The organism is Streptomyces sp. NPDC079020 (assembly GCF_044542225.1).
In the GTDB taxonomy this organism is placed as follows: Bacteria; Actinomycetota; Actinomycetes; order Streptomycetales; family Streptomycetaceae; genus Streptomyces.
Genome location: NZ_JBITUB010000004.1, coordinates 361,576 through 381,467 on the forward strand (window position 1 = coordinate 361,576; position 19,892 = coordinate 381,467).

At 73.3% G+C, this 19,892-nt stretch carries 14 protein-coding genes and 2 tRNA genes; 13 read left to right on the plus strand and 3 right to left on the minus strand.

The genetic code is table 11. The annotated features are described in order from the left end of the window. Positions 1 to 60: 60 nt before the first annotated feature. On the minus strand, positions 61 to 945 hold the full coding sequence (locus tag ACIGJO_RS11175; protein WP_399955387.1) for a bifunctional DNA primase/polymerase: 885 nt from the start codon (positions 943 to 945) through the stop codon (positions 61 to 63). Positions 946 to 1,227: 282 nt separating this feature from the next. Here ACIGJO_RS11175 and ACIGJO_RS11180 point away from each other — a divergent pair, with 282 nt between their 5' ends. The 7 genes from ACIGJO_RS11180 to ACIGJO_RS11210 all read left to right on the plus strand — a co-directional run bounded on the left by ACIGJO_RS11180 (position 1,228) and on the right by ACIGJO_RS11210 (position 9,206). Further along, positions 1,228 to 2,451, plus strand: coding sequence for an acyl-CoA dehydrogenase family protein (locus ACIGJO_RS11180; RefSeq protein WP_399955699.1), 1,224 nt, complete (start codon positions 1,228 to 1,230; stop codon positions 2,449 to 2,451). A 20-nt stretch (positions 2,452 to 2,471) separates the two neighbouring features. Then, positions 2,472 to 3,617 (plus strand): bifunctional MaoC family dehydratase N-terminal/OB-fold nucleic acid binding domain-containing protein, encoded by a 1,146-nt coding sequence (locus ACIGJO_RS11185; RefSeq protein ID WP_399955390.1) that lies wholly within the window; start codon positions 2,472 to 2,474, stop codon positions 3,615 to 3,617. A gap of 1 nt (position 3,618) precedes the next feature. Then, positions 3,619 to 4,866: an acyl-CoA dehydrogenase family protein gene (locus tag ACIGJO_RS11190; RefSeq protein WP_399955393.1), complete on the plus strand. Its 1,248-nt coding sequence runs from the start codon at positions 3,619 to 3,621 to the stop codon at positions 4,864 to 4,866. Positions 4,867 to 5,018: 152 nt separating this feature from the next. Next, positions 5,019 to 5,414 carry a MaoC family dehydratase gene (locus ACIGJO_RS11195; RefSeq protein WP_399955396.1) on the plus strand — a complete coding sequence of 132 codons (396 nt, stop codon included), beginning with the start codon at positions 5,019 to 5,021 and terminating at the stop codon, positions 5,412 to 5,414. Continuing rightward, complete coding sequence (locus ACIGJO_RS11200; RefSeq protein ID WP_399955399.1) at positions 5,411 to 6,577, plus strand: lipid-transfer protein; 1,167 nt, start codon at positions 5,411 to 5,413, stop codon at positions 6,575 to 6,577. The genes ACIGJO_RS11195 and ACIGJO_RS11200 overlap by 4 nt, the downstream gene beginning before the upstream one ends. 195 nt (positions 6,578 to 6,772) lie before the next feature. Then, complete coding sequence (locus tag ACIGJO_RS11205; protein ID WP_399955402.1) at positions 6,773 to 7,327, plus strand: SigE family RNA polymerase sigma factor; 555 nt, start codon at positions 6,773 to 6,775, stop codon at positions 7,325 to 7,327. Between the two features lie 229 nt (positions 7,328 to 7,556). Beyond that, positions 7,557 to 9,206, plus strand: a complete 1,650-nt coding sequence (locus tag ACIGJO_RS11210; protein ID WP_399955405.1) for a long-chain fatty acid--CoA ligase — start codon at positions 7,557 to 7,559, stop codon at positions 9,204 to 9,206. Positions 9,207 to 9,358: 152 nt separating this feature from the next. Here the strand turns inward: ACIGJO_RS11210 and ACIGJO_RS11215 are convergent, their stop codons facing one another. Both ACIGJO_RS11215 and ACIGJO_RS11220 read right to left on the minus strand, forming a co-directional pair. Beyond that, positions 9,359 to 13,795 carry a PAS domain-containing protein gene (locus tag ACIGJO_RS11215; protein ID WP_399955407.1) on the minus strand — a complete coding sequence of 1,479 codons (4,437 nt, stop codon included), beginning with the start codon at positions 13,793 to 13,795 and terminating at the stop codon, positions 9,359 to 9,361. Positions 13,796 to 14,030: 235 nt separating this feature from the next. Next, on the minus strand, positions 14,031 to 14,582 hold the full coding sequence (locus ACIGJO_RS11220) for an SSI family serine proteinase inhibitor (protein WP_399955411.1): 552 nt from the start codon (positions 14,580 to 14,582) through the stop codon (positions 14,031 to 14,033). A gap of 249 nt (positions 14,583 to 14,831) precedes the next feature. On the opposite strand from ACIGJO_RS11220, the gene ACIGJO_RS11225 reads away from it, so the two are divergent. The 6 genes from ACIGJO_RS11225 (at position 14,832) to ACIGJO_RS11250 (ending at position 19,843) form a co-directional block, all read left to right on the plus strand. Further along, a tRNA-Ser gene (locus tag ACIGJO_RS11225) sits at positions 14,832 to 14,922 on the plus strand. A gap of 226 nt (positions 14,923 to 15,148) precedes the next feature. Further along, a tRNA-Arg gene (locus ACIGJO_RS11230) sits at positions 15,149 to 15,221 on the plus strand. 74 nt (positions 15,222 to 15,295) lie between these two features. Next, the gene (locus ACIGJO_RS11235) at positions 15,296 to 16,273 is read left to right on the plus strand and encodes a DUF2797 domain-containing protein (protein WP_399955414.1); all 978 of its coding nucleotides are present in this window, start codon (positions 15,296 to 15,298) and stop codon (positions 16,271 to 16,273) included. 41 nt (positions 16,274 to 16,314) lie between these two features. Beyond that, positions 16,315 to 17,187, plus strand: coding sequence for an amidohydrolase family protein (locus ACIGJO_RS11240; RefSeq protein WP_399955416.1), 873 nt, complete (start codon positions 16,315 to 16,317; stop codon positions 17,185 to 17,187). 87 nt (positions 17,188 to 17,274) lie between these two features. Then, the gene (locus tag ACIGJO_RS11245; RefSeq protein ID WP_399955419.1) at positions 17,275 to 18,021 is read left to right on the plus strand and encodes a response regulator transcription factor; all 747 of its coding nucleotides are present in this window, start codon (positions 17,275 to 17,277) and stop codon (positions 18,019 to 18,021) included. A gap of 130 nt (positions 18,022 to 18,151) precedes the next feature. Next, complete coding sequence (locus ACIGJO_RS11250) at positions 18,152 to 19,843, plus strand: ATP-binding protein (RefSeq protein WP_399955422.1); 1,692 nt, start codon at positions 18,152 to 18,154, stop codon at positions 19,841 to 19,843. The last annotated feature ends 49 nt before the right edge of the window (positions 19,844 to 19,892 follow it).

A 19,892-nucleotide genomic window follows, 5' to 3' on the forward strand; every position in this document is an offset into this window, starting at 1 on the left:
GGGAACCGGCAGGGCGAAGGCCGCCGTCGGCTGCTCGGTGAGCCCGGATTGGCTCTGTTCTCAGGCGTGTTCGGGGCGGCCCGCGGTGAGGCGGGCGGCGGAGGCGATGGCGGCGCGGGCCTCGTGTTCGGTGAGACCGGTGCGGACGGCCGCGTCGGTGAGGGCGTCCGCGAGTTCGTCGCCGAAGCCGTGTTCGTACGCCCGGCAGGCTGCCCAGAAGAGCCGGGTGTTGCGCTGTCCCTCGTGCGCCGCGAGCACGAACTGGATGAGGCCCTGACCCTGCCGGGTGCGCGAGGCGTGGCCGGCGGTGCGGCGCGGGCGTGAGGGGGGCGTGAGCAGGCGCAGAAGGGCTCGGGGGCAGGGGGCGGGGGCGATCCCCGCCGAGCCGGGAGCGAGCCGGTACATGCCGTGGGTGGTGACCGAGCCGGGGCCGACCAGATACCCGCCGGCGCCGCGGATGTCGATGCCCGGGGCGAGGCGTCCGGCCGAGTTCGGTACGGAGACGTCGGGCGGCCCGGTCAGCCAGAGGTGGCGGCCACCGCTCGGGGTGAGCACCGTGACGGTCGGCGGCACCGTGAACAGGTGCTGGAAGGCCAGCTGCTGGAGTGCGGCCAGGGAGTCGTTGCCGCCGGTGGTGTCGATGTCGAGATCGACACCGATGAGGCGGTGCGGGGCGCGTCCGCAGGCGATGCCGTAACCGGTGGCGCGGGGAGCAGCGGCGAAGAGGGCGCGGACGGCGGCGGGGTCGGTGGTGGCGTCGTGGACGCCGTGGCCCGGAAGGCCGCAGGCGCCGCGGCAGAGGACCGGCGGGGTCTCGCCGCGGTGGGGCGAGCGCAGCGCGGGGAGCTTGGTGGCGGACAGGGGGAAGACGGGGAGCCCGCGCCCGGCGGCGGAGAGGGCGTGGGCCAGGGCCAGGGTGGCGGTCTGCCGGTCGATGGTGGCCATGCCTTCATTTTCGTACAAGCGTTCGAAGAAAGAAAGGGGGTGGGCGGCGTGAGGGTGGTGAAGCGGTGCTTCGGGGGCGCCCCCCTCGGCGGAGTGGGGCGAGAGTCGTGGGGCGTGGGGCGTGGGGCGAGGGGTGAGGGTGAGAGTCGTGGCGTGGGGCGTGGGGTGCGGGGGTGCGTGTTGTGGTGCCGGGGTTGACAGGGCACCCGAATCTGACGGACAGTCAGAAACCTGTCAGGTCCCTTGATCCGCCCTGAGCCGTACGCCCGGGAGGCCGCCACCGTGCACCTCGCCCCGACGGAGCGCCAGCAGCGGCTGCGCGCCGAACTCCGCACGTACTTCCGCGATGTGATGCCCGGCCGAAGGCCCGGGGAAGGCGCCGAGCAGCGCAGCCTGCTGCGCCGGATCGGCGCCGACGGCATGCTCGGGCTCGGCTGGCCCGTCGAGTACGGAGGACAGGGGCGAGGCCCCGACGAGCAGTTCGTCTTCTTCGACGAGGCCTACCGGGCGGGCGCCCCCGTCTCCATGGTCACGCTCAACACCGTCGGGCCGACCTTGATGAAGTACGGGACCGAGGAGCAGAAGGCGTACTTCCTGCCCCGGATCCTCAGCGGGGACCTCGTCTTCGCGATCGGCTACAGCGAGCCGGAGGCCGGTACGGATCTGGCGTCCCTGCGGACGAGAGCCGTCCGGGACGGCGACGACTGGGTGATCGACGGCCAGAAGATCTTCACCAGCAACGCCCAGCACGCCGACTGGATCTGGCTCGCCTGCCGTACGGACCCGGCGGCGCCGAAGCACAAGGGCATCTCGATCGTCCTGGTGCCGACGGACGCCCCGGGCTTCTCCTGGACGCCCATCGAGACGGTGGGCGGGCTGACCACGACGGCCACCTACTACGACGGCATCCGGGTGCCCGCCACCCACCTCGTCGGCGCCGAGAACGCCGGCTGGGGCCTCATCACCAACCAGCTGAACCACGAGCGGGTGGCGCTGGCCGCGATCGGGATGCAGGCCGAGGACTTCTACGGGGCGGCGCTCGCACACGCCCGCACCCCCGACCCCGTGACCGGGCGGCGCCGCATCGACGAGCCGTGGGTGCGGTCCCGGCTGGCCGAGGCCTATGCCCGGCTGGCGGCGACACGCCTGCTCAACTGGCGCCTGGTGGGGTCTGTGGGGGCGGGGACGCTGGCGCCGGGCGAGGCGAGCGGCGTGAAGTTCGCGGGGACCGAGAGCGCCGTCGAGGTGTACCGGATCTGCCAGGAGGTCCTGGGCGAGGCAGGGCTGATCCGGGGCGGATCCCTCGGCTCCTTCGGGGTCGATGCCGGGGCTGATGCCGGGGTCGATGCAGGGGCCGGTGATGGGGCCGACACCGGGGCCGGTGACGGTGAACTGGAGCGGATGAACCGGGCGGCACAGATCAACACTTTCGGGGGCGGGGTCAGCGAGGTGCAGCGGGAGATCGTCGCGACGATGCGGCTCGGCATGAAGAGGGGTAAACGATGACGGGTGGCCGGCCGGAACCGATGAGCGCGGCTGCCGGGCCGGAAGGACCGGAAGGACGGGGCGGGCCGGACGGGTCGGACGGGCCGGTCGGACGGGGCGGGCTGGAAGGACGGGGCGGGCCGGAAGGACAGGGCGGGCCGGACGGGCCGGACGGGCTGTACGAGCGGCTCAAGGCGTACGAGGGGTGCTCCGCCGCCACGGCGGGCGTCGGCAAGGACCCGGTCAACGAGGCGATGATCCGGCACTGGTGCGAGGCGATGGGGGACACCGGGCCGGCCTACCGGGGGCCCGGGGCGATCGCCCCGCCGACGATGCTCCAGGCCTGGACGATGGGCGGGCTCTCGGGGCACACAAACCGCTCACCGGCGTACGAGGAACTGTTCGGCCTGCTCGATGGCGCCGGGTACATCTCGGTGGTCGCGACCGACTGCGAGCAGGAGTATCTGCGACCGCTGCGCCCCGGCGACCGGATCACCTTCGACGCGGTCATCGAGGCGGTGTCGCGACGCAAGTCCACCAAGATCGGGGCGGGTTACTTCGTCACGACCCGGATGGACGTCCGCGCGGACGGGGAGCCGGCCGGGACGCACCGCTTCCGGATCCTCAAGTACGCGCCCGCGGCGGTGAGCCGGTCCGCGGCGACGGCCGCGCGGCCCGGGGCTGCCGCCACCTCCGGGGCGAAGCTGCGGCCCAGGCCGGTGATCAACCGGGACAACGCCGGATTCTGGGCCGGAGTCGCCGAGCACAGACTGCTGATCCAGCGGTGCGGAGACTGCCGGACACTGCGTTTCCCCTGGCTGCCGGGGTGCAACGCGTGCGGTGGCCGGGACTGGGACACCGTGGAGGCGAGCGGTGAGGGGACCGTCTACAGCCATGTGGTGATGCACCACCCGCCGTTTCCCGCCTTCAGCGCGTCCGCCGAGGGCGGCGCGTCCGGGGAGAGCGGTGGAGGCGGTGAGGGCGGCCCGTACGCCGTCGGGCTGATCGAACTGGCCGAGGGCGTCCGCATGGTCAGCAATGTGGTCGGTGTGCCGTACGACAAGGTCCGCACGGGCATGCCGGTACGGCTGGAGTTCCTGCGTACGGACCCCGAGTTGGAACTGCCCGTCTTCCGCGGCGACGTACGGGAGCGGTCCGAGGAAAGCGTCCGGGAGAGCGAGGCCTGACATGGACTTCACGCCCACGGAGGAGCAGGCCGAGGCGCGGGGGCTCGCCGCGCGGATCTTCGGTGATCTGTCGACGCCCGAGCGGCTGGCGGCGGCCGGCACGGGGACCGACGCGGAGCTGTGGAAGGCCCTGTGCGCGGCGGGGCTGCCCGCCGCCGTCGAGGACGTCGGGCTGCTCGGCCTGGTCCTGCTCCTGGAGGAACAGGGCCGGACCACGGCGCAGGTACCGTTCGCGGTCACCTGTGTCTACGGGCTGCTCGCCGTCGCGGAGCACGGCACGGCGGAGCAGCGGCAGCGGCTGCTGCCCGCACTGCGCGACGGTACGGCGGTGGCGACCGGTGCCTTTCCGGCCCGGAGCGGGGTGCGGTCGGCAGCCGTGGGCGCGGGACCGGGACCGGGACTGGGAACGGGAACGGGACCGGGAACGGGGGCGGGCGCGGAGGCAGGCGCGGGCGGCGTGGCCGGGGCGGCCCCGGCCGGGGCCGGTGGTGCCGACGCGGAACTCTCCGGCGTGGTGCCGTACGTGCCGTGGCTGCGGGACGCCACCCACGTACTGGTGGCCGACGCGGACCGGGGCCTGTGGATCGTACGGACCGGTGACCCGGGGGTGACGGTGCTTCCGGTGGAGACCACGGCGCCGTGGTCCGCGGCGCGGCTCGTTCTCGACGGCGCGCGTGGTGAACGGCTGGGCGGGGCGGCCGCCGGGGAGGGTCCGGCCTCCGGGGAGAGTCCGGCCGCAGGGGGGAATACGGTCGCCGGGGAGCGTACGGAGAGGGCGTGCTCCGGTGCGTACGCCTCCGTGCTGGCTGCCGGCCGTACCGCCTTCGCCGGACTTCAGGCCGGAGTGTGCGCCGGTTCACTGGCGCGGGCGGTCGAACACACCGCGACACGCGAGCAGTTCGGCCGCCCGCTCTCCACCAACCAGGGGGTCCTGCTGCGCGCGGCCGACGCGCATATGGATGTGGAGGCGATCCGCGTGACGGCGTACGAGGCGGCCTGGCGCAGGGATCAGCAACTTCCCTGCAACACGCAGGCGTTGACGGCGGCGTGGTGGGCCTCGGAGGCCGGCAAGCGGGTCGTGCACGCCGGGCAGCATCTGCACGGCGGGACCGGCGCGGACCTGGATCATCCGGTCCACCGGCACTTCCTCTGGGGCCGTCAGCTCGACGCGTATCTGGGAGGTGGCAGCGAAGTGCTCCAGGAGCTGGGGGAGTCGCTGGCTGCCGCTGAGGAGAGGGAGGCGTCGTGAGGCGGGAGAGCGGCGTCGTGAAGCGGGAGGAAGGCGGTGGTACACGGGAGGGAGGCGTCGTGAAGCGGGAGGGAGACGGTGGTACGCGGGTGGGACGCGGCGTGAAGCAGGTGGGAGACGGTGGTACGCGGGAGGGAGGCGTTGGTACGCGGGTGGGAGAGGAGCTGGCACCGCTGGAGATCCCGGTGACCCGGACACTGATCGTCGCGGGGGCCCTCGCCTCCCGGGACTACCAGGACGTGCACCATGACGCGGAGCTCGCGCGGGAGAAGGGCTCGCCGGACATCTTCATGAACATCCTGACGACCAACGGCCTCGTCGGCCGGTACATCACCGACCACTTCGGCCCCTCGGCCGTCCTGCGCAAGGTCGCGATCCGGCTGGGCGCCCCCAACTACCCGGGGGACACGATGGTGCTCACCGGAACCGTCACCGCCCTCACCCCCGGCCCGGATCCGGTGGCCGAGGTGGCGGTCGTCGGTACGAACGGCCTCGGCCGGCACGTCGCCGGAACGGTCACCGTCGTCCTGCCCGGAGGTACGTCATGAGCGTGCGCAGGGCCGATTCGCTGGGCGGGAAGGCCGCGATCGTCGGCATCGGGGCGACCGAGTTCTCCAAGGACTCCGGGCGCAGCGAGCTCACCCTGGCCGTCGAGGCCGTGCGGGCAGCGCTCGACGACGCGGGCCTGTCGCCTTCCGACGTCGACGGTCTCGTCACCTTCACGATGGACACCAGTCCCGAGATCACCGTCGCCCAGGCGGCCGGAATCGGCGAACTGTCGTTCTTCTCCCGCGTCCACTACGGCGGCGGCGCGGCCTGCGCCACCGTGCAGCAGGCGGCCCTCGCCGTGGCGAGCGGGGTGGCCGATGTCGTGGTCTGCTACCGCGCGTTCAACGAGCGCTCCGGGCGCAGGTTCGGTTCCGGGGTGCAGCGGCGCGAACCCACCGCCGAGGGCGCGGCGCTCGGCTGGAACCTTCCCTTCGGGCTCCTCACCCCCGCCTCCTGGGTGGCGATGGCGGCCCAGCGGTATCTGCACACGTACGGACTGGAGCCCGAGGTCTTCGGCCATGTCGCGGTCACCGACCGGCGTCACGCGGCGCGCAATCCGGCGGCCTATTTCTACGGCAAACCGATCACGCTCGCCGACCACGCCGCCTCGCGCTGGATCGTGGAGCCGCTGCGGCTGCTCGACTGCTGCCAGGAGACGGACGGCGGTCAGGCGATCGTCGTGACCAGCGCCGAACGTGCCCGGGACCTGCCCCGGCCGCCCGCGGTGATCGTCGCCGCGGCGCAGGGGGCGGGGCGGGCCCAGGAACAGATGACCAGCTTCTACCGGGACGGGCTGACCGGGCTGCCGGAGATGGGCGTGGTCGCCCGGCAGCTCTGGCGGACCTCCGGGCTCTCCCCCGCCGACATCGACGTGGGCATCCTCTACGACCACTTCACCCCGTTCGTGCTGATGCAGCTGGAGGAGTTCGGCTTCTGCGGGCCCGGTGAGGCCGGCGGGTTCGTGGCGGACGACGCGCTGCCCCTCAACACCCACGGAGGCCAGCTGGGGGAGGCGTATCTGCACGGGATGAACGGCATCGCGGAGGCGGTCCGGCAGATCCGTTCCACCTCGGCGAACCAGGTCACCGGCGCGGCCAGGACCCTGGTCACGGCGGGCACCGGCGTTCCCACATCGGGGCTGATCCTGGGCCGGGACGGCTGAGTGCCCGGAGCGCGCGGGCCCCGGGAGCGTACGGCCGGGGGTCCGGCACCTGTCTCAGGGGTGGACCCTGACCGGCGGCAGCGGCCCCTCCACCTACAGGAGGTGCAGTCCACCCCGCCCCTACAACCTGAGGCGGACCCGGCTTCGGGACCTGGGGGCGATCCCCCGGGCGGCCCCCGCTCCTAGCGTGGAGCCATGACCACGCCAGTCTGCACGGGCGCCTCCAGGGCAGCCGCTGCCGCCGCCGGACACCCGCCCTATGCGTCGTTCTCGTCGTACGTACGGGCGCGGGGGCCCGTACTGCTGCGCACCGCCCGCTCCCTCACCGCGAATCCCTGCGACGCGGAGGACCTGCTGCAGACCGCGCTGACCAAGACGTATGTCGCCTGGGAGCGGATCGAGGACCACCGGGCGCTCGACGGCTATGTCCGCCGGGCCCTGCTGAACACGCGTACCTCGCAGTGGCGCAAGCGCAAGGTCGACGAGTTCGCCTGCGACGAGCTGCCCGAACAGGAAGGTGTCCCGGCGGCCGATCCCGCCGAACAGCAGACGCTGCACGACGCGATGTGGCGTGCCGTGCTGAAGCTTCCGGACCGCCAGCGGGCGATGGTCGTCCTGCGCTATTACGAGGACCTCAGCGAGGCGCAGACGGCCGAGGTGCTCGGGGTCTCCATCGGCACGGTCAAGAGCGCCGTGTCACGCGCGCTCGGCAAGCTCCGCGAGGACCCGGAGCTGACGCCGGTCCGCTGATCCGGCGGTCCGAACCCGCCGATCCGGCGGCCCGAACCGCTGATCAGGCGCATCGGACCCGCTGATCAGCCGGCCCGGTCCGCTGATCCGTCGTGGATCCGGCGGTCCGAACCGTCCGATTCCGTCGGCCGACACCGATTCGTACTCCCGGAAGTAGTGACATACCGAGTGGTATGTGAGCAGAATCAGCGGAACCTTACTGCCGCGTAGCGCCCACCGGGAGGACGCCGTGCTGAGCACCATGCAGGACGTACCGCTGACTGTGACCCGCATCCTGACCCATGGGATGACCATCCACGGGAAGTCGCAGGTCACGACCTGGACCGGCGAACCCGAGCCGCAACGACGCACCTTCGCCGAGGTCGGCGCACGTGCCACGCAACTGGCCAACGCCCTGCGCGACGAGCTGGGAATCGACGGCGACCAGAGGGTGGGAACACTCATGTGGAACAACGCGGAGCATGTGGAGGCGTATCTCGCCATCCCCTCCATGGGCGCCGTGCTCCACACCCTCAACCTCCGGCTGCCCGCCGAGCAGCTGGTCTGGATCGTCAACCACGCGGACGACAAGGCGGTGATCGTCAACGGTTCGCTGCTGCCGCTCCTCGTGCCGCTGCTTCCCCACCTGCCGTCCGTCGAGCATGTGATCGTCTCGGGTCCCGGTGACCGTGCGGCCCTCGCCGGGGTCGCGCCGCGCGTGCACGAGTACGAGGAACTGATCGCGGGCCGCCCCACCACGTACGACTGGCCGGAGCTGGACGAACGCCAGGCCGCGGCCATGTGCTACACCTCCGGCACCACCGGTGACCCCAAGGGCGTCGTCTACTCCCACCGGTCCATCTACCTGCACTCCATGCAGGTCAACATGGCCGAGTCCATGGGGCTGACCGACAAGGACACCACCCTCGTGGTGGTCCCCCAGTTCCATGTGAACGCCTGGGGCCTGCCGCACTCCACGTTCATGACCGGCGTGAACATGCTGATGCCGGATCGTTTCCTCCAGCCCGCCCCGCTCGCCGACATGATCGAGCGCGAGCGGCCGACCCACGCCGCCGCGGTGCCCACCATCTGGCAGGGCCTGCTCGCCGAGGTCACCGCCAACCCGCGCGACCTCAGCTCGATGGCCAACGTCACCATCGGCGGCGCCGCCTGTCCGCCCTCCCTCATGGAGGCGTACGACAAGCTCGGCGTCCGCCTCTGCCACGCCTGGGGAATGACGGAGACCTCGCCGCTGGGCACCATGGCCAACCCGCCCGCCGGGCTCGACGCCGAGGCGGAGTGGCCCTACCGCGTCACCCAGGGCCGCTTCCCGGCCGGAGTCGAGGCGCGCCTGGTCGGCCCCGGCGGCGAGCACCTGCCGTGGGACGGTGAGGCGGCGGGTGAGCTGGAGGTCCGCGGTCCCTGGATCGCGGGGGCGTACTACGGCGGCGCGGACGGCGAACACTCGTGCCCCGAGGACAAGTTCAGCGAGGACGGCTGGCTGAAGACCGGCGATGTCGGCGTGATCAGCGAGGACGGTTTCCTCACCCTGACGGACCGGGCCAAGGACGTCATCAAGTCCGGCGGTGAGTGGATCTCCAGCGTGGAGCTGGAGAACGCGCTGATGGCCCACCCGGATGTCGCCGAGGCCGCCGTCGTCGCCGTCCCGGACGACAAGTGGGGCGAGCGCCCGCTGGCGACCGTGGTCCTCAAGGAGGGGGCCGCCGCCGAGTACGGGGCGCTGCGGGAGTTCCTCGCGGAGTCCGGCATCGCCAAGTGGCAGCTGCCGGAGCGCTGGACGATCATTCCGTCGGTGCCGAAGACGAGTGTCGGCAAGTTCGACAAGAAGGTGATCCGCAAGCAGTACGCGGACGGCGAGCTGGACATCACGCGGCTCTGACGCGACAGCGGGAGCGCGGATCGGCGGGACAGGGACGAGGGCGGTACGGAGTTTGCTCCGTACCGCCCTCGTCCCGTGCCGCGGCACCCGCGCGCTGTGCTCGTGTACCCGTGCGCTGTCCCGCTGTCCCGCTGTCCCGCTGTGCCCGTTGTTCAGTTGGTCCCTATCTTCGCCAGCAGGTCGACGATGCGGGACTGCACCTCGTCGCTGGTGGACCGCTCCGCCAGGAAGAGGACGGTCTCGCCGGAGCTGAGCCTCGGCAACTCCGCCCGGTCCATACCGGCCGAGGTGTAGACGACCAGCGGGGTGCGGTTCAACTGGCCGTTCGCGCGCAGCCAGTCGATGATCCCGGCGCGCCGGCGGCGTACCTGCATCAGGTCCATCACCACCAGGTTCGGCCGCATCCGGGTGGCGAGTTCGACGGCCTCGCTGTCGGCCGCCGCCCGCGCGATCTGCATCCCGCGCCGCTCCAGCGTCTCCGTCAGGGCCAGCGCGATCTCCTCGTGCTCCTCGATCAGGAGCACCCTCGAGGGGTGCTGCTCACTGTCCCGCGGGGCGAGTGCCTTGAGGAGTACGGCGGGGTCGGCGCCGTAGGCGGCCTCCCGGGTCGCCTGCCCCAGTCCGGCCGTCACCAGCACCGGAACCTCGGCCGCCACCGCCGCCTGGCGCAGCGACTGCAGGGCCGTACGGGTGATCGGCCCGGTCAGCGGGTCGACGAACAGCGCGGCGGGGAACGCCGCGATCTGGGCGTCGACCTCCTCGCGGGAGTTGACGATCACCGGGCGGTAGCCGCGGTCGCTGAGCGCCTGCTGGGTGGAGACATCGGGCGCGGGCCAGACGAGCAGCCGGCGCGGATTGTCCAGCGGCTCGGGGGGCAGCTCGTCGTCGACCGGCTGCGGCTGGGGGCGGTTGGCGACCTCGACCGCGCCACCGGGGCCGTCCAGCGGTTCCGGACCCTCGGCACCCTCGTCGGGGGCGCCTATGGCGTACGCGCGCCCCTCGGCGGCCGGGGGAGCCAGCAGCCGGCCCGAGCCGGAACCAGGTCCGGATCCCGTGGCCGCGGCCTGGGGCCCAGCACCGGGGCGGGGGCCGGCGGCGTGGGTACCACCGGGCTGAGGGGCACCGGAGTGGGCGCCGGCCGCCGGGGTACCGCCCGTCGGGGTGCCGCCCGCCGGGGTGCCGTCCGCAGGGGTGCCGTCCGCAGGGGCCGTGCCGGGCTGGTCGGCGGCCGTGGGATCGGCCTCCGGAGGAGCGGCGAGCTTACGGCGCCGTCCCGCACCGCCGAGGCTCTGGTTCTGCTGGTGCGCGAGGTGCTGAGCGAAGGGCACACCCTGTCCGAGGGTCCGCACGCTGAACGCCCGCCCCTGCGTCGAATCCGACGACACCCCGGGCATCGGCGCCTCCCCGGGCATCGGCGCCTCCCCGGGCAGCGGCTGCCGTCGCGCGTCCGGCACGGGGGCGCCCGCGCCGCTGTCGGCCGGGTGCGGCGGGACGGGGGTGCCCGTGGTGCCCGTGGTGTGCGTGGTGCGGCCGGGAGCGGCCCAGGACACGTCGTCCGGCGCCTGACTCGGTGCGCCTGCGGAAGGCGTTCCTGCGGAAGGCGTTCCGGCAGAAGGAGTTCCGGCGGAGGGGATTCCTCCGGGCGGTGTGGCCGTGGGCTGCGCGGCGGGCGGTGCGGCGTGCGGTGCCGGCAGCCGGCTCTCCGGTACGTCGACGTCGTCGTACACCGTCAGTCCGGCCAGGCTCTGACCGGACGGATCGCCCCGCCCCCAGTCGGACTGCGCGGGGTGCGCCTGCGGCGGGGTGTGGTCGGCGTCCGGAGCGGTGCGTACCGCGTCGTGGCGCTCCTGGCCCGCCCGGGGCTCCCGGACCTCCTGGGGCGCGACCGGCACGGACGCCGGCATGGACGGAACCGGGGGAACCGGCGGGACCGGCGGGACCCGGTCGGCGTCGGCGGGCGGGAGGGCGAACGTGGTGCGCGGCCCCGCCGCCTCGGCCTGCGCGGAACGCTCCTGCGCCGCAGCCAGCGCCCGTCGGGCCCGTCGCCCACCGGGCTGCTGGGCCTGTGCGGAGTGCTGCGCGGCATCGGCGTCGGCAGGAACGGGAGCTTCGGCGAGGGCGCTGCCGGGCACCTCGGCGTCATGGCTGCCGGAGGTGAGCGCCGGGAGCGCGGGCCGGTTCTCCCCGTCGCGGCGCGCGCGGCGCCCCGTGGGCGGTACCGGCTGCTGCGCCTCGGACGGCACGCCCTGCGGCGGTACGGTCTGCCCCCGCTGCGGGCGCCCGCTGCCGGCCTGGGCCCCCTCGGCGGCCGTGACGACGGACCCCTCGGAGGGTGCGGGGGAGCCGGCCGACGGGGCCGCGGAGGCCGCCGCGGGCAGCGCGAGGGCCTGCCCCTGCTGTCCTGCCGGCTGCTGCGTCTGCTGGGGCGATGGCCCGGCCGGACCTCCGGGAACGGCCACCCCACCGGCCGCCACCCCACCGGTGGCCACAGGCCCGGTCGCCACCGGGCCGGTCTCCGCCGCCCCGGTCTGCACCGCCCCGGTCTGCACCGCGCCGGTCTCCGCCGGGCTGGGGCGGCCGCGCCTGCGGCCGGAGCCCTCGCCCTGCTGAGCCGGGATCAGTTCCTGGGCCTGCTGCTCGTCCGTCGCGGCGGGCCCGCGACGCGCCCTGCGCCGTCCCGTCGGTTCGGCAGCGGCGGTGTCCTCGGCCTGTGCCGCCCCCACGGGGCTCTCCAGGAACGCGTCCGTGGACGACCGGCGCGCCCGTCGCCGCCCCCCACTCGTGGCCTCCGGAGCACCGGCATCCGGAACAACGCTCTCCGCAGCACCCGTTCCCGCACCGGCTACCTGAGCACCGCCTGCCGCCTGCGCGCCGAACTTCTCCGGGGCGCCGAACTCCTCCGGGGCGACCGGGGGCGCGGCCGGGGGCGCGACCGTCCCCGAGCCGGAGCCGAGCGGCACTTCGAGCACGTACGCGCTGCCGCTCATTCCCGGCACCTCGTGCGTCTGGAGCACGCCGCCGTGCGCCCGCACGATCCCGCGCACGATCGGCACATGCACCGGGTCTCCACCGGCGAACGGCCCGCGTACCTCGATACGTACGACATCACCGCGCTGCGCCGCGGCCACGACCACGGTCGAGTCGACATAGCCGCCGCCCGGGACCGGCCGTGTCTTGCCGGTCGAGTCGACTCCGGCCACGTCCGCCACCAGATGGGCCAGGGCCGTCGACAGTTGCCGCGCGTCCACCTCGGCCTCGATCGGCGGGGCGTGCACCGCGAACTGCGCGCGCCCCGGGCCGATCAGCTCGACCGCCCCGTCGACGCCCGCCGCCACGACGGCGTCGAGCAGCGCGGGGGCCTTGGCGAGGCCCTCCGTACCGGCGTCGAGCCGCTGGTAGCCCAGCACATTGTCGACAAGCGTCGTCATCCGGGCGTATCCGGCGGCCAGGTGATGCAGGATCTGGTTGGCCTCGGGCCAGAGCTGGCCCGCCGGATCGGCGGCGAGCGTGGACAGCTCGCCGCGCAGCTCCTCCAGCGGTCCGCGCAGTGATTCGCCGAGCACGGCGGTGAGCTGGGTGTGCCGGCCGGTCAGTGCGGCGATGCGCTCGGCCTGTTCCTCCAGCTCGGAGGCGTAGCGCTCGGTCCGGTCGGCCAGCTCGGCGGCGTGCGCCTCGGTGAGGGCGGTGACCTCGGCCGCGTGCCGCTCGGTGAGCTCCTCGACCTCGGCGGTGTGGCTCGCGGTCAGTTCGGCGACGGACGCCGTGTGCTGCTCGGTGAGCTCCTGCTGCGGCCGACGGTCGGTGAACGTCATGACCGCGCCGACGAGCTGGTCCCCGTCCCGTACCGGAGCGGTCGTCAGGTCCACCGGCACCTGCGCGCCGCTCTTGGACCAGAGCACCTGCCCGCGCACCCGGTGCTTGCGCCCGGACCTGAGGGTGTCGGCGAGCGGCGACTCCTCGTACGGGAACGGCTCGCCCTCCGCACGCGAGTGCAGGATCAGCGGGTGCAGCTCCTGGCCGCCCAGGTCGCTCGCCCGGAAGCCGAGGATCTGCGCGGCGGCGGGGTTGACGAGGACGACCCGGCCGTCCGTGTCCGTGCCCACGACACCTTCGGACGCGGCCCGCAGGATCATCTCGGTCTGGCGCTGCGAACGGGCCAGTTCGGCCTCGGTGTCGACGGTGCCCGACAGATCCCGTACGACGAGCATCAGCAGCTCGTCGCCGGTGTAACTGGCGTGGATGTCGTTGTACTCGGCCTGTCCGCTGTCCAGGCTCGCGCTGGTGACCTCGACGGGGTACTCGTTGCCGTCGGTGCGCCGCGCGGTCATCCGCGTCGGCTTGGTCCTGCCCTGCTCGTCCGCAGCCTCCGGCCGGCGCATCGACCCGGGGATCAGCTTGGAGTCGAACTCCGGAAGCAGATCGAGCAGTCCGCGCCCGACGAGCGCGGTGCCCGGGGTCTCGAACATCTCGAGGGCGATGGTGTTGGCGTTGACGACCGTGCCGTTGCAATTGACGAGCAGGAGCCCGTCCGGGAGGGCGTCGAGTATGGCTGCGAGGCGAGCAGCGCCTCGGGATGGCCTGCTGCTCACGACGACGCTTCCTCCCTGGTTACCGCACCTTGCCGACAGCGGGCCCCATCTTGCCCCTCGGGCCGCAGGCTGTCACTGGAGGAGTCTAAAGGCTGGGGAGCGCCGAGGGGCGGCGGATGAGGGGGAGCTCTCACCAAGGTTCTGTGCGCGCCGTGCGCGCCGGGGGCCTGTGGTGTGCCCGTCCGCACACCCTGTGACGTGCGTGGACACAGGGCGGCGGGCCGGGCCGGGGCGGCTACTTGACCGTCGGCAGCAGGGGAACGAGCCGGTTCCAGCGCGAGATCTCGCAGCCGTTGCTCCGGCTCACGGTCGTGTCGATCTGGCGTCCGCGCCAGGTCCCCACGACGCGCGCGGCGGCGGGTCCGCCGTCCATCTGGGTGCACATCGCGTCCGCGGGTGTCGGCGCGAACAGCTCCTCGTCCGCCCCCGCCGCCTGCGTCAGCCGGTCACAGGCCTGCTGCCGCTGCGGGTGGCTGCCCCCGGTCGGCGCGCACCGGAGCTCGAAGACCCCGTCGGCCGCCCGGTCGCCGGACTCCGAGACCGTCACCGTCAGCCGGGTCGGCTCCGCACCGGCCCCGTCCAGCCAGCGGCCGTGCCCGGCCCCGAACCCGGCACCCTGCCCGTCGCCCAGGCCACTGCCCGGCCCGTCCCCGAGGTCGTGGAACACCGGCCACGGCGGGATCGGCATGGACAGCGGCCCCGCGGCCGTCGCGGCGGGAGCGGCGGCGGACAGTGCGGCGAGGGAGGCGAGGGAAACGGCGGCGGTGAGGGTGAGACGACGCAGCATGCGGTGCTCCTGTGCTCTGACACGACGGACTCGACGGACTCGGTGGAGGGGCGGCGGCCGGCGGACAGTCATCGGCGGCCGTGACCCCGTCTCCTCTAACGCGCCGCGCGCCCCGACGTTGCGCACCGGCACGGGGAAGATGCTTTGCCCTGGCACCCGCATGCCTAGTACCGTGGGCGGCGATTGGTGACAGCGCGCTCGTCTGTGTCATCATCTGCACGCACCACTCGCGTTCGCGCGGGGTGTGCTGGAGGCGTCGCCTAGTCCGGTCTATGGCGCCGCACTGCTAATGCGGTTTGGGTCTTAAAGCCCATCGAGGGTTCAAATCCCTCCGCCTCCGCTCGAACACCGAAGCCCCGTGCCACCGGCACGGGGCTTCGGTCGTCCCCGGGCCGTCGTCTTCGCGGCGGTGGGGGCGAAAATGTGCGAGAGGGTGGCCGAGATCCGCCCCGAAACGGTGTTTTCGCAGCTCAGCGGCGGTATGGCTAATGGATTTCGCGTCACGGCACAGGTCATGTAATGTTGTTCTCGCAACGCCGACCAGGCAGAAAAGCCCGGAACGCCAAGCACTCGTAGCTTAACGGATAGAGCATCTGACTACGGATCAGAAGGTTGCAGGTTCGAATCCTGCCGAGTGCACAGCAGGCCAGAGGCCCCCAGGAGAAATCCTGGGGGCCTCTCGCGTTTGATCCGTGGAGGGCAGGTATCGGCACATGGGGTGGCTGTGCACCGGGCTGCGGTGGCCGGGGGAGAGTCCCGAGCTGGGGTGGCGCAGAGGGGACGCCCGGCGGGTGAGCGTGCTCACGTACGGGGCGGAGCTCGGGTTCCGCGCGGTGGGGGAGCGGCACTGTGTGGGGGCACGGGGGAACGTGTGTCCGGTGGGGGCGGTGGTGCCGGCGCGGAGTACCGGGGCGCGGTGCGCGGAGTGCGCGCGGCTGGACCGGGCGCATTCGGTGGCCGCCGACACGATCGCCGATGACCCGCGCACGTACCGCGTCTATCTCGCGTGGTTCGGGCCCGGGATGGTCAAGGTCGGGATCACCGGGGAGGAGCGGGGAGCGGCGCGGCTGCGGGAGCAGGGGGCCGTGGTGTTCAGCTGGCTGGGGCGCGGGCCGTTGATGGCGGCGCGGCGGACCGAGGAGTTGCTGCGGGCCGCGCTGGGGGTGCCGGACCGGATTCCGTACGCGAGGAAGCGTGCCGTGCGCGGAGCCCTGCCGGGTGCGGTGGAGCGGGCCGCCGAGGTGGCGGAGCTGTACGGGCGGGCGGTCGCGCTGGAGGGCGCCGGCTGGCCGGAGTCGCTGGAGCGGCTGCCGTTCGAGGCGGTCGACCAGGTGGGGGTGTTCGGGCTGGAGGGCGCGCCGGAGGCGGTCAGGGCCGTGAGCGCGCTGGTGGACGGCGGGGTCGTCGCGGGGCGGCTCGTCGCGGCGGCCGGGCCCGATCTGCATCTGGCGACGGCCGGGGCGGGCGCCGGCGGGGTGGTGGTGCTGGACACCCGGCTGATCACCGGCTGGGACCTCGTGGCGGCTCCGGCGGCCCCGGGTGCCCTGAACGACTCCCCGGCCTCGGCGACGTCCTCGGCGGGCCCGTCGGCCTCCCCTTCCCCCGTGGACCCGGAGCGCCCCGCGGGAAGCGAAGTACGTGTCCCACTCATCGACATTGGGGGCGGCGGCGTGCAGGGTGGGTTGTTCTGATGGCGGGCCGGTCGGCGGCCGGTGAGGGCGAGGGAGCGCGCGTGGGGCAGGAACGGGACGAGGTCGTGGCTTTCTGGGAGCGGCTCGGGCTCCCCGGGATCATCGACGTCCATACGCACTTCATGCCGGAGCGGGTGCTGCGCAAGGTGTGGGCGTACTTCGACTCCGCCGGGCCGCTGACCGGCATGGAGTGGCCGATCACCTACCGGCACGACGAGGACGAACGGCTCGCCCTGCTGCGTTCGTTCGGCGTCCTCCGGTTCACCTCGATGCTCTATCCGCACAAGGCGGGGATGGCCCGCTGGCTGAACGGCTGGGCCGCGGACTTCGCCGCGCGGGTGCCCGACTGCCTGCACACCGCCACCTTCTTCCCCGAGGAGGGTGTGGAGACGTATGTGCGGGAGGCCGTGGAGGCGGGGGCCCGGGTCTTCAAGTCGCACCTCCAGGTCGGTGCGTACGACGCGAACGACCCGCTCCTGGAACCCGTCTGGGGGCTGCTGGCCGAGGCCGGGGTCCCCGTGGTCATGCACTGCGGGTCCGGGCCCGCCCCGGGTGCGTACACCGGACCCGAGCCGGTCGGCAGACTGCTGGCACGGCACCCCCGGCTGCGGCTCGTGGTGGCGCACATGGGGATGCCGGAGTACGCGGAGTTCCTGGCGCTGGCCGCGGCGTACCCGGAGGTGCGGCTCGACACCACGATGGCGTTCACCGACTTCACCGAGGGCTTCACGCCCTTCCCGCCGGCGGAGCGGGCGCGGCTCGCGGACCTCGGTGACCGCGTCCTGCTGGGGACCGACTTCCCGAACATCCCCTATCCGTACGTCCATCAGCTGCACGCGCTGGAGCGGCTGGGGCTGGGGGACGCGTGGCTGCGGGGCGTGTGCCACGGAAACGCGCGCGCGTTGTTCGGCTGAGCCCCGACGCGGACACCGGCGGGGCTTCTCAGGGAATTCACAGGAACGGGTCAGGCGTCTCTCAGACGCGCCTCGCAGGGTGGGGTCATGACGACGACGACCTCGCCCCAGGGGCGTACCGAACTGCTCAGGCCGGACCGCAGCCCCGTGCGCGTACTGGTCGTGGACGACGAGGCGCCGCTCGCCGAGCTGCTCTCCATGGCCCTGCGGTACGAGGGCTGGGACGTGCGCAGCGCCGGGGACGGTGCCGGAGCCGTACGCGCGGCACGCGATTTCCGCCCCGACGCGGTGGTGCTCGATGTGATGCTCCCCGACATGGACGGCCTGTCCGTCCTCGGCCGGCTGCGGCGGGAGTACTCCGACGTCCCCGTCCTCTTCCTGACCGCCCGGGACGCGGTGGAGGACCGGATCGCGGGGCTCACCGCGGGCGGCGACGACTATGTGACCAAGCCGTTCAGCCTGGAGGAGGTCGTGGCGCGGCTGCGCGGGCTGATCCGGAGGTCGGGTACGGCGGCGGCGACGGTACGCGCCGAGTCGACGCTCGTCGTCGGCGACCTGTTGCTGGACGAGGACAGCCACGAGGTGAGCCGGGGCGGGGACTCGATCCACCTCACGGCCACCGAGTTCGAGCTGCTGCGCTTCCTGATGCGCAATCCGCGCCGGGTGCTCAGCAAGGCCCAGATCCTGGACCGGGTGTGGAACTACGACTTCGGCGGCCAGGCCAATGTCGTCGAGCTCTACATCTCCTACCTGCGCAAGAAGATCGATGCCGGACGGACGCCGATGATCCACACCCGGCGCGGGGCGGGGTATCTCATCAAGCCCGGTGAGTAGGGGACGGACGCGGCGGTGGGCGGGCGGTGCCGCGCGGAGACGGGCATGGCCGGTCGGCGGTGCCGCGCGGAGACGGGCATGGCCGGTCGGCGGTGCCGCGCGGAGACGGGCATGGCCGGTCGGCGGTGCCGTGCGCGGACCGTGGACGCTGCGGACCCGGCTCGTGGTGTCTGCCGTCTCCCTCATCGCGGTCGTCGCCGCCGTCATCGGCTCCGTCACCGCGATCGCCTTCCGCAGCTATATGTACGGCAAGCTCGACGACCAGCTGCACTCCATCGCCGTACGCGCGGAGCGGCCGCCCGGCCCCGCGCCGCTTCCCACCGGTCTCCGCGGCAACCGGACGCTGGGCTTCATCGGCGGGGGCGGCCAGCCCTTCGGCACCTTCGGGGCCGTGATCGTCGACGGGGCCGTCACCGACTCGAAGGTGGTCGAGGACAGTGGTCAGCTCGCCCAGGAGAGCGCCCCCGAGCCACTGACCGGCGCCCAGCGGGCCGCGCTGGAGAGCGCGCTGGCCGACGGGCTCATGGGCGGGTTGCCGGACGGGGCGGACGGGGCGGACGGGGAGGCGCGCGGCATTGATCTGCCCGGCCTCGGCGCATACCGGGTGGAGGCCGTCGCCACTTCGGACGGGCACACCGTCCTGGTCGGCATCCCCGGCGACGAGGTGAGCCGCGCCCTCACCACCCTGATCCTCGTCGAGGTCTGCGTCACCGCGGCCGGGCTCATCGCCGCCGGGATCGTGGGTGCCGCCATGGTCGGGGTCGCCCTGCGCCCGCTGCGCCGGGTCGCCGCCACCGCGACCCGGGTCTCAGAACTCCCCCTGCACAGCGGCGAGGTGGCCCTGTTCGACCGGGTCCCGGAGACCGAGGCCGACCCCCGCACCGAGGTCGGTCAGGTGGGCGCCGCGCTCAACCGGATGCTGGGACACGTCGGTTCGGCGCTGGCGGTGCGGCAGGAGAGCGAGACGCGGGTACGGCAGTTCGTCGCCGACGCCAGCCATGAGCTGCGCACCCCGCTGGCCTCGATCCGCGGGTACGCCGAGCTGACCCGGCGGGGCCGTGAGGACACCGGCCCCGACACCCGCCACGCGCTGGGGCGGATCGAGTCCGAGGCGCGGCGGATGACGGGGATGGTGGAGGATCTCCTGCTGCTGGCACGGCTCGATGCCGGGCGGCCGCTCGGTGACGAGAGCACCGATCTGCTGCCGCTCGTCGTCGACGCGGTCAGCGACGCGCGCGTGGCGGACGAGGCGCGTGAGGTGAACGAGGCGCGTGAGGTGGACAAGGCGCGTGAGGTGGACAAGGCGAGCGAGCGGGAGGGCGCCGGGCCGGGGGGCGGGGCCGGGCATCGCTGGCGGTTGGAGCTGCCGGACGCTCCCACGGCCGTACGGGCCGATCCGCCCCGTATCCAGCAGGTGCTGGTCAACCTCCTGGCCAACGCCCGTACGCACACCCCGCCCGGGACCACCGTCACCGTCCGGGTGCTGGCGGCGTCCGCCGAGCGGCCCCGGGTGACGCTGGAGGTCGAGGACGACGGGCCCGGAATCCCGGCCGAGCTGCTGCCGCACGTCTTCGAACGCTTCGCCCGGGGTGACGCGTCCCGCTCGCGCGGCGCGGGTTCCACCGGGCTGGGGCTCGCCATCGTGCAGGCCGTCGTGGTCGCGCACGGCGGGCAGGTGGAGGTGCGTTCGGAGCCGGGCCGCACGGTCTTCGTCGTCGAGCTGCCGACCGGACCGGCAGACACGGGACCCGGCGACCCGGCCGGCACACGGCCCGGAGCCGGTGACTCACAGGGCGGGCACAGGCTCAGCACACGGGTGTGACAGGGCGGTTGGCGAATGTCGATGACATGCGAACCGACAGCCTCCGGAG